This window comes from Mariniphaga anaerophila (assembly GCF_900129025.1).
GTDB classification, from domain to species: domain Bacteria; phylum Bacteroidota; class Bacteroidia; order Bacteroidales; family Prolixibacteraceae; genus Mariniphaga; species Mariniphaga anaerophila.
Window position 1 is genome coordinate 20,924 of record NZ_FQUM01000013.1, and the last position, 17,313, is coordinate 38,236.

General features: G+C 37.3%; 10 protein-coding genes. All 10 read left to right on the plus strand.

All coding sequences use genetic code 11. The features are described 5' to 3' along the window. Positions 1-18 precede the first annotated feature (18 nt). The 10 genes from BUB08_RS18125 (at position 19) to tnpB (BUB08_RS18170) (ending at position 17,257) form a co-directional block, all read left to right on the plus strand. On the plus strand, positions 19-3,216 hold the full coding sequence (locus BUB08_RS18125) for a beta-galactosidase, LacZ type (RefSeq protein WP_073003338.1): 3,198 nt from the start codon (positions 19-21) through the stop codon (positions 3,214-3,216). 88 nt (positions 3,217-3,304) lie between these two features. Then, positions 3,305-5,935: a glycosyl hydrolase 115 family protein gene (locus tag BUB08_RS18130; protein WP_073003339.1), complete on the plus strand. Its 2,631-nt coding sequence runs from the start codon at positions 3,305-3,307 to the stop codon at positions 5,933-5,935. A 13-nt stretch (positions 5,936-5,948) separates the two neighbouring features. Continuing rightward, positions 5,949-8,258, plus strand: a complete 2,310-nt coding sequence (locus BUB08_RS18135) for a GH92 family glycosyl hydrolase (protein WP_073003340.1) — start codon at positions 5,949-5,951, stop codon at positions 8,256-8,258. A 296-nt stretch (positions 8,259-8,554) separates the two neighbouring features. Next, positions 8,555-11,905 (plus strand): glycoside hydrolase family 2 protein, encoded by a 3,351-nt coding sequence (locus BUB08_RS18140; RefSeq protein WP_073003341.1) that lies wholly within the window; start codon positions 8,555-8,557, stop codon positions 11,903-11,905. A 1-nt stretch (position 11,906) separates the two neighbouring features. After that, on the plus strand, positions 11,907-13,220 hold the full coding sequence (locus tag BUB08_RS18145) for a glycoside hydrolase family 99 protein (protein ID WP_073003342.1): 1,314 nt from the start codon (positions 11,907-11,909) through the stop codon (positions 13,218-13,220). 745 nt (positions 13,221-13,965) lie between these two features. Continuing rightward, on the plus strand, positions 13,966-14,172 hold the full coding sequence (gene tnpA / locus BUB08_RS18150) for an IS66 family insertion sequence element accessory protein TnpA (RefSeq protein WP_073003343.1): 207 nt from the start codon (positions 13,966-13,968) through the stop codon (positions 14,170-14,172). 74 nt (positions 14,173-14,246) lie between these two features. After that, positions 14,247-14,600 (plus strand): IS66 family insertion sequence element accessory protein TnpA, encoded by a 354-nt coding sequence (gene tnpA / locus BUB08_RS18155; RefSeq protein WP_073003344.1) that lies wholly within the window; start codon positions 14,247-14,249, stop codon positions 14,598-14,600. Continuing rightward, the gene (tnpB, locus tag BUB08_RS18160) at positions 14,593-14,943 is read left to right on the plus strand and encodes an IS66 family insertion sequence element accessory protein TnpB (protein ID WP_073003345.1); all 351 of its coding nucleotides are present in this window, start codon (positions 14,593-14,595) and stop codon (positions 14,941-14,943) included. The genes tnpA (BUB08_RS18155) and tnpB (BUB08_RS18160) overlap by 8 nt, the downstream gene beginning before the upstream one ends. A gap of 78 nt (positions 14,944-15,021) precedes the next feature. Continuing rightward, complete coding sequence (gene tnpC / locus BUB08_RS18165; RefSeq protein WP_073003346.1) at positions 15,022-16,659, plus strand: IS66 family transposase; 1,638 nt, start codon at positions 15,022-15,024, stop codon at positions 16,657-16,659. Positions 16,660-16,906: 247 nt separating this feature from the next. Continuing rightward, a complete protein-coding gene (gene tnpB, locus BUB08_RS18170; RefSeq protein WP_073003347.1) occupies positions 16,907-17,257 on the plus strand; it encodes an IS66 family insertion sequence element accessory protein TnpB in 351 nt (116 codons plus the stop codon). Positions 17,258-17,313 lie beyond the last annotated feature (56 nt).

Consider the following 17,313-nt stretch of genomic DNA (forward strand, 5'->3'; position numbering starts at 1 on the left):
TCTTCAAATGTTATAACAATGACAGACTCTAGAATATTAGTAACTATCCTCTCCCTAATACTTACATGGGGAGGGACAACTCAACTAACCAGTGCACAACAAACAGATTGGGAGAATCAGCATATTTTTAGGATAAATAAAGAAGAACCTCATGCAACATTAATGCCTTTCCCCACTGAGGAAATGGCTCAAACGAAGGAAAGGTTAGAATCTCCATATTGCAGGTTACTAAATGGCCAATGGAAATTTTGTTATGTTGGGAATCCTGATGAGGCAGTTAACGGTTTTGAAGAAACTTTATTTGATGATGGTGGTTGGGACAACATAACAGTTCCTTCAAACTGGCAAATAGAAGGCTATGGTGTTCCACTGTATACAAATACTGATTATCCTTTTCATGTTGATCCTCCAAAGGTAATGGGTACTCCGAGGAAAGACTTTACGAATTATTCTGAAGACGCAAGAAATCCGGTAGGGATGTACAGACGATTTTTTGATATTCCTCGTGATTGGGATGGAAGAGAAGTACTGCTTACATTCAATGGTGTAAAAAGCGCTTTTTATCTTTGGATAAATGGAAAATTTATAGGTTATTCCCAAGACAGTAGAACTCCTGCAGAATTTAACATTACAAAAGCACTAAAAGCAGGAAGAAACCTAATTGCTGTAAAAGTATTTCAAAACTGTGATGGGTCGTATTTAGAAGATCAGGATACATGGAGATTACATGGAATCTTCAGAGATGTCGTTCTATGGTCTTCTGCGCCAGCCGATATTAAAGACATATTCATTCGCCCCACATTAAAAAATAACTACAAAGATGGAATATTAGACGTTGAACTCGAAATTCTTAATAGAACTAACAAAAAGGAGAATATCTATGTGGAGGCAGAAATATCTGGATATGGTTATCAACAAACTCTTCAAACACAATATCATCAAATTAACGCTTTGAAAAAAGAACGACTATTACTAAAATTTCAGGATATTCAGGATGTTAAGCAATGGTCAGCAGAGATTCCAAATTTGTATGGTTTAACCATAAACCTTCGTGACAGAAAAAAGAACCTAATTGGTAGTTATTACAAGAAAATTGGATTTAGAACAAGTGAAATTCAAAAAGGTCAACTTTTAATAAACGGACAACCAATACTGATAAAGGGCATTAATCGACACGATCATAACATGCATACGGGGTATTATGTGAGCGAGAAGCAAATGTTAGAAGAAATAAAGTTGATGAAGCAAATTAACATAAATGCAGTTCGAACTTCGCACTATCCTAACGACCCTCGTTTTATAGAGCTTTGCGATGAATATGGATTATATGTTTGGGATGAGGCTAATATTGAGTCCCATGGAATGGGATATGGCAAAAGCTCTTTAGCAAAGGATACTACATGGAAAGCTGCACATATTGATAGAATTAGGAACCTTATTGAAAGAGATAAAAATAATCCATCCGTTGTGGTTTGGTCAATGGGGAACGAGGCTGGAGATGGTATCAATTTCCAAGAAGCTAGCAAATGGATTAAGGAACGTGATCCTTCTCGACCTGTTCACTACGAAATTGCACGAAAGGGACATAGTCCTGAGTCCCATGTGGATATGTTGTCTGAAATGTATATGACACCATGGGATTTAAAAGATTATTGCGGAACCGTAAAAGATTTACCAGAGCATGAACGTAAACCGGCTATTTTATGTGAATATAGTTTTGCTCGAGGAAATTCTAATGGTAATTTGAAAGAATATTGGGAGATTTTTAACACGGAAAAATATGCACAAGGCGGATTTATATGGGATTGGGCAGATAAATCTCTAGTAAAAACTCAAATCAATCAAGGAAATATATCAAGTTATTACACGATTGGTGGTGATTATGGAGATATTCCAAATTCTTCTGGATTCGCAATGTGCGGGATATTAATGCCCGATTTTTCCTGGACACCTAAGGTTCCTGAAGTATTCAAAGTTTATCAAAATGTAGAACTTAAGGATTACAGCTACACAGATGGTGTATTATTTCTTGATATTAAAAACAATTTCTTTTTTAAAGACCTGGTTGGATTGTTAATGAACTGGCAACTAACTGAAAATGGAAAAGAAATTGCCACCGGTGTGTTGGAAATGCCTTCTATACAACCTAGTTCTGTTAAAACACTCCAACTGGCTTTGCAAAAACTAAAAATTAAATCTAGCGCAGAGTATCACTTTAGAATGGAGTGGTGCTTATCAGAAGATACTCCCTGGGCATCATCCAAGCATGTGATTGCTTGGGAGCAAGTTGAGTTAGATTGGTCTGAAAGGAATTTTATGCGGGCAGAACAATCAAAAAATCGTGATCTCACTATCTCTCAAACAGATAAAGAATTGAGCATATCAACTGGAGAAATCGACTATGTTTTTGATAAATTGAGTGGACATATTTCTTCCATAAAAGCGAATAAATTGGAACTTTTATCATCTCCAATACATTTACACTTTTGGCGTCCGGGAACATCAAATGATGAAGGGATGGGAGATGTTCATAAAAAAATGGAAGTATGGAAAAAGGCAGGGGAAAGATCTACGGTCAATCATTTCGATATTTCAGAGTTAAATAACGGAATAAAACTAATAATGGATGTTTCTATTCCAGTTGGTAATACAAAAGCAATCATTGAATATATAGTTTATGAAACAGGAGAACTTCTGATCAACCTAAATCTTGATGTTGAGAATGATTTGCCGATGCTGGCATGTGCTGGCTTTCAGGGAGATATGGCAAATAAGTATCATGATTGGTCTTGGTTTGGGAAAGGCCCCCATGAGAATTATTGGGATAGAAAAGAAGGAGCTTGGATCGGGATATTTAGAGGAACGGTTGATGAATCGTTTTTTAATTATTTAGAACCTCAGGAAAGTGGAAATAGGTGTGATATCCGTTGGGCGTCATTTACGAATACAGATAGTTTAAATACAGGATTACGTTTTGATGCAGTAAATCAAAAATTGTTAGAAGTTAGTGCTTCTCCTTATTCTTCCGATAATATTGAAAATGCCCGACATCCTCATGAATTAAAAAAGAGGGATTGTTTTACTTTTAATATCTCTCTTCATCAAATGGGGCTTGGTGGAATTGCAGGATGGGGACCACAACCACTTGAAAAATACAGGTTGAAATCGGGTAAAAATTACGTTATGTCATTTTTATTAAGTCCTATCTCGGATTAAATAAAAGTCATTATGAACTTTATCATTAAGCATATATTAGTTAATTCTTCAATAATTTAAAATTTCATAATTTTAAAAAAAAGACAAAATGCATAGAAAAGTACTACTGCTTATCATAGTTATGCAGGCTTTAATTGGTTCAAATGAAGCTTCACCATTAGGTCGAAATAGTTTTACAATAGTTTCTCCATCGGAAAATTGTGAAATCTACATAAATAAGAAAGAAGCAAAGGTTGTTCAAATTGCCGCTGAACTTCTGGTCAAAGATATTTATCGAATTACTGGGAGTGAAGTTTCTATACTTAATAACGACTCATTTAGCAGTGAACTTCCAGTTATTGCAGGGACAATAGGTAACAGTGAATGGATAAATCAGCTGGTTGACAAGAATGAACTTGATATTTCTGATATAGTAGGAAGATGGGAGTCCTATTCAATTCAGCTCGTTGAAAGACCTATCGAAGGGGTGGATAAAGCACTTGTCATTCTGGGAAGTGATCGTAGAGGAACAGCATATGGAATTATGGAATTATCTCGAATGATTGGTGTATCTCCTTGGGAATGGTGGGCTGATGTAAAACCTGAGAAGAAAGATAATATTGAGTTATATATTCAGAAAAGAATATATGGTTCTCCTACAGTGAAATACCGAGGAATTTTTTTGAATGATGAGGACTGGGGGCTGGAACGTTGGGCTACTCTAAATTTTGAACCAGAAACCGGCAGTATTGGACCAAAAACTTATTCAAAGATTTTTGAGCTGATGCTACGCTTAAGAGCTAATACCATATGGCCAGCAATGCATTCTTGTACAAAGGCATTTTATTCATTTTCAGATAACAAAAAAGTAGCCGATGATTACGCAATCATTATTGGGACCTCGCATTGTGAACCAGTGCTTTGCAATGTTAATGCTGAGTGGGATAAAAAAACGATGGGAGAGTGGAGATATGATACCAATTCAGCTAACATAAAAGCATTTTTTAAGGAGAGAGTTGAAGAAAGTAATGGGTTTGAAAGTATCTATACCGTTGGAATGCGTGGTGAACATGATTCTCCCATGAATACAGGAGGTGCAGATATAAATGCTCAGATTAACTTACTTGAAGATGTAATTAATGCTCAGAGACATATTCTTGAATCTGTTACAAAGAAGAATAAAGAAGATATTCCTCAGGTATTTATTCCTTATAAAGAAGTTTTGACGGCATATACAAATGGATTGACTTTGCCTGAAGATATAAGTTTAATGTGGACGGATGACAATTATGGATACATTCGTCAATTATGCAAACCAGATGAGCAAAAAAGAAAAGGAGGCTCAGGTATCTATTATCATACATCTTATTGGGGCAAACCACACGATTATCTATGGTTGAATTCTACAAATCCGGTTTTAATGTGGGAAGAAATGTTTAAGGCATATCAATTTAATTCAAGACAATATTGGATATTAAATGTAGGGGATATAAAACCTCATGAATACAATACCGAGTTATTCATGGATATGGCCTGGAATATGGACAGCTTTCAGTCAGATAAGGACGTGAAGAACCATATGTTGATGTGGGCAGAAAGGGAATTTGGTAAAACCGTAGCGAAATTGGTTGTAGAATTGATGTACGAATATAATCGACTTGCATTTATACGGCGACCCGAGTTTATGGCATGGACCCGAGTTGAGCCGGTTACTCAGGTGGGTGAAACAGAGTTATTTATCAATGAGAGTGTGGATGAGATCCAGAAGAGAATAGAAGAATATGAAAACCTGGTACAAAAGGTTGAAGTTGTTGCTAAAGGAATTGATAATTATCGTAAAGATGCATTTTATGAATTAGTATACTATCCGGTAATTGGAACAGCTAATTTGAACTACAAGTGGTTGTATTTCTTTAAATATAAAACCACCTTAAAGAATGACGGGGTGGATATGGAGTATTATGCCCGAAAATCAAATGAAGCATATCAAAGACTAAGAAAGGAAACCATTTATTACAATAAAGAACTATGCAATGGTAAGTGGGATCAAATAATGAATATGCGACCTCGCCACCTGCCGGTTTTTCTGGAACCAAAATTTAGTTTGGCCCGTTCGAAATCGGATACTCTTATAAAAAGTAATAATGAGACTTGTGCTGAAGAATCCATAGAAGGTAATATTTCAAAAGAATATCGGAAGTTTAAAGGATTTGTTGAACAAAATCATATTGTATCAATAAATGCAGAGAATTATACCAGAAAGTTCGATGGAAAGGAAGCTGATTGGAAAGTTATTGAAGGAATTGGTTATACTGGTAAAGTTGTTTCATCTTTTCCTTTTAAAGCTAAGCTACGTACCAGTATAGAAGATATTGTTGAAAATAGTCCAGTCTTAGAATATGAATTTTATTCTAACTCCATTGGAGACTGCGAAATCAACCTTCAGGCAATACCAACTCATCCTTTTTTTAAAGGGAGAGGAGTTCGATGTGCAGTTGCTATAGATGATAACCAACCAGTAATACTTGATTTTGTGACCGAAGGAAGAAGTGAAGAATGGAAACAAAATGTATTAAAGAATGCAACGTATAAATCAGCCAAACAGGATGTATATGCAAAAGGTGTTCATCAGTTAAAATTATGGATGGTTGACCCCGGAGTTATGGTAGATCGAATATTGCTTGATTTTGGAGGACATAAAGGGAGTTATACGTTTCCTGTAGAAACCGTAAAAAAATAATAGGAGGATTCTAATGATTAAATTTCAATTAAAGAATAGTAAGACATTTGTTAAATGCATTTTTATAGGGAGCATATTAGTGAGTTTGTATCTGGTTGTAAACAAAACTTTATATAGAGGCAATCAGCCCATTGATTATGTCAATCCTTATATGGGGAATATTAGTCATTTATTAGTTCCTACTTTTCCAACAATTCATTTACCGAATAGCATGTTGCGTGTAATACCTGCAAGAGAGGATTATACAACCGATCATTTAAATGGTTTGCCCATCGTAACCACCAGTCATCGCGGGAGTTCGGCTTTTAATTTAAGCCCTTACCAAGGACCCAAATCAAAGATGAATCCTGTTGTTAATTATAGTTACGATCACGAGAGTATAAAACCCTATTGTTACGAAGTATATCTGGATGATGCTGAAATACAGGTTAGGTATGGAGTTTCGCATCAAGCGGGTATGTACCGGATTGATTTTACCAAGAACGAGCCCCCTTACCTTTTAATAAATAATAGAAAAGGAGAGATTAAAATTAGTAATGGGGTAGTTAGTGGTTATCAAACAATTTCCAATAACATACGCAAAAAAGAACAAACAAATATTTTTGTATACTTTGAAACAGACCAAGAACCCATTGAAACAGGATTACTTCACGATGGCGAGTTAATAAAGAGCCAGTCTGGTGAAGGAAAGAACCAATGTGCTGTTCTTAAATTTGCTGATAACATAAAACAGGTTAATATTCGTTATGGTATCTCTTTTATTAGCGAAGAGCAGGCTCAGAATAATTTGTATCGGGAGATTGAAGGCTTTAATATGGAGGCTGTTCTAGAAAAAGGTGAGCAAAGCTGGAACAAGGCTTTGAATAAGATCAAAGTTAAAGGAGGAAGTGAAGACGAAAAAACTGTTTTTTATACTTCAGTCTACCGCACATACGAACGCCCAGTCTGCATTTCAGAAGATGGAAGATATTTCAGTGCGTTTGATGGAATGGTTCATGAAGATAATGGTGCTCCTTTTTATACGGATGATTGGATCTGGGACACTTATCGTGCAACTCATCCACTGCGTGTGCTAACCGAAAAAAAGATGGAAACCGATATTATAAAATCATTTATTCGGATGGCTGAACAAATGCCAGATTTTTGGATGCCAACATTTCCCGAAATTACAGGAGATAGCCGACGGATGAATTCGAATCATGGAGTCGCTACCGTTCTAGATGCTTATGTAAAAGGTATAGAGGATTTTGATTTGGGGAATGCATATTTAGCTTGTAAAAATGCAATAACGGAAAAAACTCTTGCTCCGTGGTCAGGTGAACCTGTTGGAGACTTAGATGAATTTTATCGGACCTTTGGATATTTCCCAGCGCTACGAGAAGACCAGAAAGAATATTCTCCATTGATTCATAGTTTTGAAAACCGTCAACCAGTTGCTGTAACACTGGGAACTGTATATGACGAATGGTGCTTATCTGAGATTGCTAAAATTCTGGGTAAAGAAGAAGAGCATAAGTATTTTTTCGCACGTTCATACAATTATCGTAAAATTTATAATTCAGATACAGGATTTTTTCATCCAAAAGATGATAGACAAGAGTTTATTTACCCATTTGACTATAAGTTTTCAGGAGGAATGGGAGCTAGAAAATATTATGGCGAAAATAATGGATGGATTTATCGTTGGGATGTCCCACACAATCCAGCCGACTTAATTCAGCTAATGGGAGGACGTAATACCTTCATTTGTAATCTGGATCAAACATTTAACGAATCATTAGGAAGAAACAAATTTAGTTTTTATGCCCAATTACCTGATCATACGGGTAATGTGGGGCAGTTCTCAATGGCTAACGAACCATCCTTACACATTCCTTATTTGTATAATTACGCAGGGCAACCATGGAAAACACAAAAGCGAATAAAATCACTTATAAATATGTGGTTCCGTAACGATTTGATGGGAGTGCCGGGTGATGAAGACGGAGGTGGAATGTCTGCTTTTGTTGTTTTTTCACAAATGGGATTTTATCCTGTAACTCCAGGTTCGCCAACTTATAATATAGGTAGTCCGTTTTTTGAAAGAACTACAATTGATTTAGGCGACGGGAAGGTGTTTGAAATAATTGCAAATAATTTAAGCGAAAAGAATAAATACATACAATCAGCAACTCTTAATGGTGAAGATTTGAATAAACCGTGGTTTTATCATAGCGATATTATGAATGGAGGAATATTAAAACTTGAAATGGGACCAAAAGCTAATAAGATATGGGGTAGTAGTGAGGAAGCTGCTCCCCCGTCTGCAAAAAACATTTTTTAACATTGGTTAGATGTTAAGTGTCTAAACGGTTGTTTTAGTGATGATTGAAATAACAGAAGAGTACATAGAATTTAAAAATCCAGAAAGAATAGAGTGTAATACTGATTTTGATACAAGCGGAGTATGTTTCTTTAAAAGCATCTAGCCACAGAAAAGATTCAATACGAAGAACATTATAGGGATCGAAGAGTATATAATGGAAGTTAATTATAAAATGGTGGTATAGTTGTTTGTAGCTCCAAGTGACTTTAAGTAATTATTTCCAATAAAACCTACAAGACTACATAAAAATTATAATGAAGAAAAGATTATTACTAATAGCATTAACACTATCGACGAGCGTATTTTCGCAAACTACTTTTAATCGAGATTTTGCACCACAAGAGGGATTAGTGAAGAAAGTAGAAAAACCATTTAAAGATGAAATATGCTTAAATGGAAGTTGGCAGTTTATGCCAATTGAGGTTGCTGACGATATTACATTAGATGAAATAAAAACTCCTGAATTACCTGATATTGAAGGTTGGGAAACAACACCCTATAAAGTGCCATCTCCATGGAATGTAAATGGTTTTACCAATGGTAAAGGAGGCGATTTTGTGGCTTTCCCCAGTTATCCCAGGGAATGGAATGATGTTAAAGCAGGTTGGCTTAAGAAAACTCTAACCGTGCCATCCTCTTGGACAGGCAACAGGTTTATTTTGCATTTTGAAGCAGTTGCAGGATATGCCAAAGTATTTGTAAATGGAAATGAAGTGGGTGAACATTTTGATTCATTTCTACCATTTAACTTTGATGTTACTAAGTTTGTAGAAGCCGGTGAAGAATTGGAAGTATTGGTGTGGATTGCTCATGGTAGCTTATTGAATGATCCTGGAAAGTACGGAAGAAGAAATTATGTGGCCGGTTCCTTTTGGGGAATTTATATTGCAGGGATCTGGCAGGATGTTTTTTTGCAAAAAGTTCCGAATGTATACGTGACAGATACGTATGTTAAACCTTGGGTTAGTAGGGATGAGTTGGAGCTCGAAATAACCGTCAAAAACACAACCACGGAAAGGATTAAATTTGATATTAATGCGGTTGTAAAACGATGGATTAATAAAAGTGGAAGATCCATCCTTGAAACTCCAGAGTTAAAATGGACTTTGGGAGAAACATTACTCGAATTGGATCAGTCAAAACATACTATTGAGCCTAATTCTGAATATACATATACGTTAAAAACCAAGGTAAAAGGGGCCTTAGACCTTTGGTCTCCTGAAAGTCCTAATTTATATGGATTAGTGGTTTCGTTAAAACAAAGGAAAGAGGTAATTGAAAAAGATTATACCCGTTTTGGATGGCGTCAATTTGATATTAAAGGAGACGTCCTTACCCTAAATGGAGAACCGTTTGTAGTAAAAGGAGACTCCTGGCACTTTATGGGTGTTCCTCAAATGACACGTCGCTATGCCTATGCCTGGTACCAGATGTTATTAGATGGAAATGCTAACGGGTTACGTCTGCACGCACAAATATTTCCACGTTTTTATTTGGAAATGGCTGATGAAATGGGAATTTGCGTATTGGACGAAACAGCAATCTGGTCGAGTGATGGTGGACCGAAAATTGACTCGGAACTGTATTGGAAAGCATGTAAAGAGCATGTAAAGGGTTTGGTATTAAGGGATAGGAATTATCCTTCAGTGTTTGGATGGAGTGTTTGTAACGAAACATTGCCGGTAACTCAACATGTTTTTCATGCCCCTCAAGATTTAATTGACAGGAATGTACAAGAAATAAATAATTGGGTAGCCATTACTCGTGAGTTTGATCCTACCCGTACCTGGATTTCGGGAGATGGAGAAACGCAGGCAGAGACAGATTTACCTACAGTTATCGGTCACTATGGTGGCAACGGTGCCATGGATAAATGGTCGCAGGAAGGAAAACCATGGGGAATAGGAGAAACCGGAATGGCTTATTATGGAACTCCGCTTCAGGTCTCTAAAATAAATGGTGACAAAGCATTTGAGTCTCAATTGGGGAGAATGGAAGGGTTAGCGGGAGAAGCTTTTGATAACATCTCGCGACAACGTAGTTTGAATGCTTCATATACAAGTGTCTTTAATTTGGCTTGGTATGGACACAAACCACTTCCAATTGGATTATCAGATGTTTCGAGAGCAGCAAGGTTAACAGATGGGGTATTCTTTGAAAAATTCGTTGAAGGAAAGCCTGGTTACCAGCCCGAAAGGCTCGGCCCATATACTTCAACATTTAACCCCGGATACGATCCAGCACTTCCATTGTATGAACCATGGCCATTATTTGAAGCAGTAAAAGCGGCTTTCGGCCCTAATTATTCTTCACTGGTTAATCGATGGAAGAATAAATTGAATAACACTGTCTTTTGTAATGTTGGGAAAATTAAAGAAAGCATAGCATGGTTATCTGCACAGGAAAACGACTCTTTAAAAGTTAAGTTCGAGGACTTGGGAGTTAAATTTGATATGCTAAATGATAATCAAATACAGTTGATATTAATTGATGGAGTTAATCCTCCTGAAATTACGAATGATTTAATTAAGAAGATTAGGTTAGGGGTACGAAAAGGAAGTTCTGTTCTGATATGGGGAGCATGTCTCAAGTCTGAAGAACTTATTGAGCGTCTCACAAAGAATGAAGTCTCTTTTTATGAAAGAACGGCAACAAGTTATCTCTTAAAGGATAATCATCCATTATTAAATGGTCAAAGTAATAGAAGTCTCTACTTCTCAGAGATGACAAAGAACAAAATCTCCACACTATCAATTGGAGGTGAATGGGTACAAAACTCGAGAGTGCTTTTAGAAGCATGCAATACCGAGTGGCAGGAGTGGAACTACCAGGGTGAAGATGTTAAAACAGCGCAGGTCATACGTAATGAACGGGAAGCCAAAAATCCTTCAAGTGTAATTGTCTTTGATAGAATAGGGAATGGAGAAATAATTGTCTCAACAATCGATTTCTTTATGCTTGGAAATCAGGCACGGAATCTTGTGCGAAATGTTTTGAGTAATCTTGGTGGCGACTTTAAAGGATTGGGAAATAATATCAATGCACATGCATTAAATAATGAATATATTCTTGAAAATGCATTATTCTGTGGTTCCTTTGCTTCTGCAAGCGAAAACATTCTCCATGTATTTGAGCGTTCACCAATATCAGAAAAAGAATTTATAAAGGTAAAAATAGGGACAAAAACGGGTAGTAACTTTTGGGACATGGCCTCTGCTTCAGAAAATGGTATATGGGATTTTAAAGGAATGAACTTGATGCATAAAGAAAATGCAGTTGTTTATTTAAGCTTTTGGTTGTATAGCCCACGTTCTCTTACCGATTTGCTTATTGAACCCAACATACCGCGACTCGATTTGCATTTTGGCGTTGATGATGCTTTGGCATTTAGCGTGAATGGAAAGGTGATTAAAGAATATCTGCGCTTGGGAGGAATGCAGGAAGACCAGTTTGTTTATGAGGGTGTTCCTTTGGAAAAAGGATGGAACCATATGCTAATTAAAGTAGGTCAGGGTAGTGCAGATTGGAAAACAAAGATTCGTTTTTCTTGCACAGATGTTGAGTTTTTAAAACAAATAGAAAGTAAAGTAAATAAGCAAGACTAAGATGAAACAAATGTATAAAAATAGAAAAGTGATAAAGGGAATTATTATCCTGAATCTAATTCTGGTTATTGCAATGAGCAATGGGATGGCGCAAGATGATGTCTTATATAAATCATATAAAGGGCTTGTAATGTGTGGCTATCAAGGTTGGTTTCGTGCAATAGGTGATAACGCAAATGTAGGTTGGGGACATTTTGGAAATAAAGGAAAGTTCGATCCTGAACATTTAACAATTGATATTTACCCTGATATGTCGGAATATGAGAAAACTTATTCAACAGCGTTCGTAAATAAAGATGGAAGTACAGCTCATATTTTTAGCTCGGTAGATGAAAGTACTACAGACCTGCATTTTAAATGGATGAAAGAATATGGAATCGATGGTGTCTTTATGCAACGTTTCTTTGACTATACAAGAAATAAGGATTCAAGAAAGATTCCTGATTTAGTCTTAAAAAATGCACAAACTGCATCTCAAAAATACGAAAGAGCATTTGCGGTAATGTACGACCTTTCGGGACTGAATCCCGATACAGATGATTGCTCCACAATAATTGAAGATTGGAAGCATCTTGTTGACCAATTACAGATAACAAATTTTGGAGAGAAGAATAATTATTTACATCATAATGAAAAACCTCTGGTGGCCATTTGGGGGATTGGATTTCCTGATCGCCCATACAATATACGTAATATTAAATTGGAAAGACTAATCGACTTTTTGAAACATGACCCCGTTTATGGTGGATGTAGTATTATGTTGGGTGTTCCGACATACTTTAGGCAATTGGATTCAGATTGTGTAAGTGATGATTATTTGCACTATTTAATTCGTAAAGCTGATATCGTTATGCCTTGGATGGTAGGACGATTTACTTTAGATGTTTTTTCAGGAATGAATTTTTACAGGGCACATGTTAAAAAAGATTTAAAATGGAGTAAGGAAAATGGTGTTGATTATGTACCCTGTGTCTATCCTGGATTTAGTTGGGGTAATTTAAGCAGAGTGGAATTTGATGGGAAATTTGATTACGAGCAAATTCCGCGTTATGGAGGTAAATTTTTCTGGAACCAAATATATAATGTATTAGACGCAGGAGCAAAAATGATTTATGTTGCCATGTTTGACGAAGTAGATGAAGCAACAGCGATCTTTAAATGCACGGACTCTCCTCCGGTTAATGCCAGATTTATTAACATGGATGGTTTCCCTTCCGATCATTACTTAAAACTAACAGGTAAGGCAAGCAAGATTTTGAAAGAAAAGCAGCTTTTAAAAAAGAATATTGAGGAATTGAATAAACCCTGTAATTAAATATAACGTTGAAAAGAAGCTGTATGAAAACTAGGGCGTTATTGATGCTTGTATCGGTTGTATTAATTGCTGGGGCTTGCGAGAAGGATAAAGAAATAGAAACGGATAAAAAGTATTGTTCTATAAACATTAATATTATTCCGGAGGACGGTGGCAATGTTGTAGTCTTAAATTGTTGCTGATAATTCAACTATTGTAGAGCTTGACTCAATAGAAAAAGGCACAAGAGTCAAACTATTACATAAGGTTAAAGATGGATTTTACCATCTGGAATTTTGGGAAAGTGGAATTCATCTTAAGGATAAAAATCCAATCTTAGCTATTGAAAGAGATAATTTCGTTGATGCTGTTTTCAGAATGAAAGACCCCAATCTAAACGTTACAATCTCGAACTTACATTGGTCTTTCGGATTTCGATTCTTTCGCATATTATAGTTTAGTTTGTAAGGGTATCTCTTTTTTTGGGAGATGCCCTTTTGTTTTTTCTAACAAAAATGGAGGTGGGCTAATTGCTTTGTTGCGATATTTTCATTGTCTACACCTATATTCTTTAAGGATATACTATTTTATGGTTTAAATTGCTATTTGTTTGCTTAGAACTAGTAATTATAATACTAACCACTATATGCAAAAGTATTTCGATACATTTATATGCAGAGCCTGACATTATGTGTTTCATCGTAAGCATTCGGCCTGATACATATTGCTTCCCTTTTTCTTGCGAGCTATTTTTGAGGCAAAAACAATGCAAATAATTGAATCCAGTTTTCGCGAGTTGTATCAGGAATATTTATCATCAGGTTTAACGGTCCGTGATTTTTGTGCCAACCAGGATTTTGCCGTATCAACTTTTTATCGCTGGCAAAAGATTTTAAGGGAAAAGGAGGCTCCCAAAGAGTTTGTTCCCTTATTGATCGGCAAGCAACCGGTTACAAACACAGATAACCAGTAAGCAATCGGTAAAACCCGTTCCCAAATTTTTATCGCGTTAGCTAAGTTTGCTTTTTAATTTCAAAAACAAACTATATGCTTAACGCGAATAAATTCCGTACCATTTATGACGATTTTCTGGCCTCGGGCTTAACAGTCCGCGATTTTTGCAGTAACCAGAACATGCACGAGGCAAAGTTTTACTATTGGCAAAATAAGTTGAAAGGGATTTTACCCCCTAAAAAAGGGTTTGTTCCTGTGGTTTTCGAAAACAGCCAACCACTGGGCGAAACAACCGGAGTTGAGAGGCTCCAACATTCAAGCGGTGACGGCAGTGCCATTCCCTGCGAAATTACTTACCCCAATGGTGTTTGTTTAAAACTGGAAAAAATGCCAGGGCTTGATGTGCTGCAGTCGCTGTTGTTATTAAATCCCGGCCAGCATGTTTAGCCTCACACCATCAATGCGGTATTACCTGTATTCCCATCCTACCGATATGCGCCGCAGTTTCTATACCCTTAGCGGGATGGTGACCAACCAGATGGGACGCGATATCCAGGATGGCGATGTATATATTTTTATCAACCGGGGGCTGACCATTATGAAAATCCTTCACATGGAATGCGGGGGATTGGTCATTTATCACATGAAGCTGGAATCGGGCCATTTTCATTTGCCTGTTTTGGCCCCTGATAATAACACTTTTCAAACAAGTTGGCAGGAACTGGTAACAATGGTACAAGGTGTTTGTTCAGATAAAAAAGCGAACAAAAAAGTTGGAAAAAACCTTTAAAACAGCCGTAAATAAAGGGTTTCGGCTTTGGTTTTCTGGCAAATAATTACTTTCTTTATGTAAAGAACGTAAGCAAAAATGACCAAAGAAGAGGAGCTTTTCATACAACAAATACTGGAAGAACGCGACCAGCTATACCGCGAAACGTCCAAGCTCCGTACCCAGTTGTCAGGGTACCAGGATTTCGCCTCAGAGAGGGCTTCTTTTCAACAAAAGCTTAACGATAAAGACAATACAATAAACAAGCTGAAACAACAAATAGAGGCATTGCAGCGGAAAATATGGGGCAAATCGAGCGAACGTTATATAAAAGAAGACCCCATGCAACGCAGTTTTGATTTTGACGGGCTTGACCTGCTTGAAGAAGAAAAAAAGCTGGCAACCAGTGCCAAAGAAGAAATAGAACAATACAAAACCAAACGGGTAGTTGTAAAAGAACGAAAACACCCGGTACGCAAGCCATTACCTGAAAACCTTCCACGCGAGGAACACCACATTTACCCACAAAACATTGATACAGAAAACTGGACAGAACTCGCCCCGGAAATTACAGAGGTGTTGGAACGCGACCCCGCCAGATGGTATGTACGCCGGATTATCCGCCACAAATATGTACAAAAGGATCAAAAACAGGATATAGAAAAGCCAATTATAACAGCGCCAATGCCAGCTTTGCCCATTGCCAGGAGTTATGCAGGAGCTAGTTTGTTAGCCGATATTACTATAAACAAATACGTTGACCATCTTCCGTTTTACCGCCAGGTACAAATGTTTAAGCAGCAGGGAATATCCATTCCCCCTACTACCATAAACGATTGGTTTAAAGATATAGCCGACCTTATGCGGCCTACATGGTACAGGTTAAAAGAATTGGTACTGGAATCGGATTACGTTCAGTGCGACGAAACCACCATCCCGATTATTAATAGCGAAAAGCATAAAACAATAAAAGGGTACCTCTGGATGGTACGAGCGGTTATGCCCGGCCTGGTCTTTTTTCATTACGACCAGGGTTCACGGGCACAAAAAGTAGCATTGCAATTATTTAAACATTACCAAGGGGTACTACAAACCGATGGTTACGCGGTATACGATATTTACGAAAACAAAAAAGGTGTGTTGCCCCTTGGATGCTGGGCCCATGCCCGGCGCAAATTCGACGAAGCTTTAAAGGAAGACAAGACCAGGGCAGAATACGCACTGGAGCAAATTGGCCTGCTTTACGATGTAGAACGCCAGGCCGACCAGGAAAACCTTTCTTATGAACAACGTGCAGAGTTGCGCTCACGTTTGTCGTATCCCATAATGGTAGCTTTTGAAAAATGGCTGCTTGCCGAGTACCCCAAGGTATTGGCCAAAGGAAGGATTGGAAAAGCCATACGGTATACTTACAATATTTTCCATAAGCTAACCCGCTACCATTTAGATGGACGATGGAAAATGGACAATAACCTGGCCGAAAATGAAATCCGCCCAATAGCTCTTGGAAGAAAAAACTGGTTGTTTTGCGGAAACCACGAGGCTGCCGAAAATGCTGCGATTATTTATTCTATGTTGGGCTGTTGCAAAGCCTGCGGGGTAAACTTCCGCGAATGGATGACTTTCTTCCTGGAAAATATCCACAACTACGACAACGATTACAGCAAAGATCTGGCAGAACTGTTACCACATAATTTTAAACAGCAGAATACAAGTGGGCACACAGAAATCTCTTAGAACAATAAAAATTCTCCGAATAATTTAGAGAAACTTTGATAAATACATTATTCTTATCAAGTATTCAATACGGAGTTGACCGAATGCTTACGATAACCATGCGGTTGTTCCAACAGAAAGGGACAAGTTCACATCAGAAGAAAAGGGACTTGAGTTTATTTTCCCCAACGGCACACGGTTGCAGGTCAAAGGGCATGTTGATCCGGCTTTTCTAAAGACCATCGTTCATTTATATTGACTATAGCCTATGTTTCATTTACATGGGAAGTTACGGTACTTCCTTTACCCGGCCCCGGTCGATATGCGTAAAAGTTTCTATACCCTAAGTGGCATTGTAACTTCAGTAATGAAGCGCAATGTGCAGGATGGGGAGGTGTTTATTTTTATCAACCGCAACCTGACCATTATGAAGGTACTCCACCTGGAACATGGTGGTTTGGTTATTTATCACAAAAAGCTTGAGAATGGTGTTTTTAAGCTGCCAACCTTTGATGAAACCATTACGTCGCAGCCCATATCCTGGCAAGATCTGATGGCGATTGTAAGCAATGTAAAACCGATAAACAGGCGTTTGAAAAAACGTCGGAAAAGCACTTAAAACCAAAGGTGTATTTTTGGCTAAAACCCTTGATTTTAGTATCTTTGAGATATATT

What these genes read in the sequence shown, in the direction of transcription:
- BUB08_RS18125 (WP_073003338.1), top strand. Translation starts at nt 19, where the DNA reads ATGACAGACTCTAGAATATTAGTAACTATCCTCTCCCTAATACTTACA.
- BUB08_RS18130 (WP_073003339.1), top strand. Translation starts at nt 3,305, where the DNA reads ATGCATAGAAAAGTACTACTGCTTATCATAGTTATGCAGGCTTTAATT.
- BUB08_RS18135 (WP_073003340.1), top strand. Translation starts at nt 5,949, where the DNA reads ATGATTAAATTTCAATTAAAGAATAGTAAGACATTTGTTAAATGCATT.
- BUB08_RS18140 (WP_073003341.1), top strand. Translation starts at nt 8,555, where the DNA reads ATGAAGAAAAGATTATTACTAATAGCATTAACACTATCGACGAGCGTA.
- BUB08_RS18145 (WP_073003342.1), top strand. Translation starts at nt 11,907, where the DNA reads ATGAAACAAATGTATAAAAATAGAAAAGTGATAAAGGGAATTATTATC.
- tnpA (WP_073003343.1), top strand. Translation starts at nt 13,966, where the DNA reads ATGCAAATAATTGAATCCAGTTTTCGCGAGTTGTATCAGGAATATTTA.
- tnpA (WP_073003344.1), top strand. Translation starts at nt 14,247, where the DNA reads ATGCTTAACGCGAATAAATTCCGTACCATTTATGACGATTTTCTGGCC.
- tnpB (WP_073003345.1), top strand. Translation starts at nt 14,593, where the DNA reads ATGTTTAGCCTCACACCATCAATGCGGTATTACCTGTATTCCCATCCT.
- tnpC (WP_073003346.1), top strand. Translation starts at nt 15,022, where the DNA reads ATGACCAAAGAAGAGGAGCTTTTCATACAACAAATACTGGAAGAACGC.
- tnpB (WP_073003347.1), top strand. Translation starts at nt 16,907, where the DNA reads ATGTTTCATTTACATGGGAAGTTACGGTACTTCCTTTACCCGGCCCCG.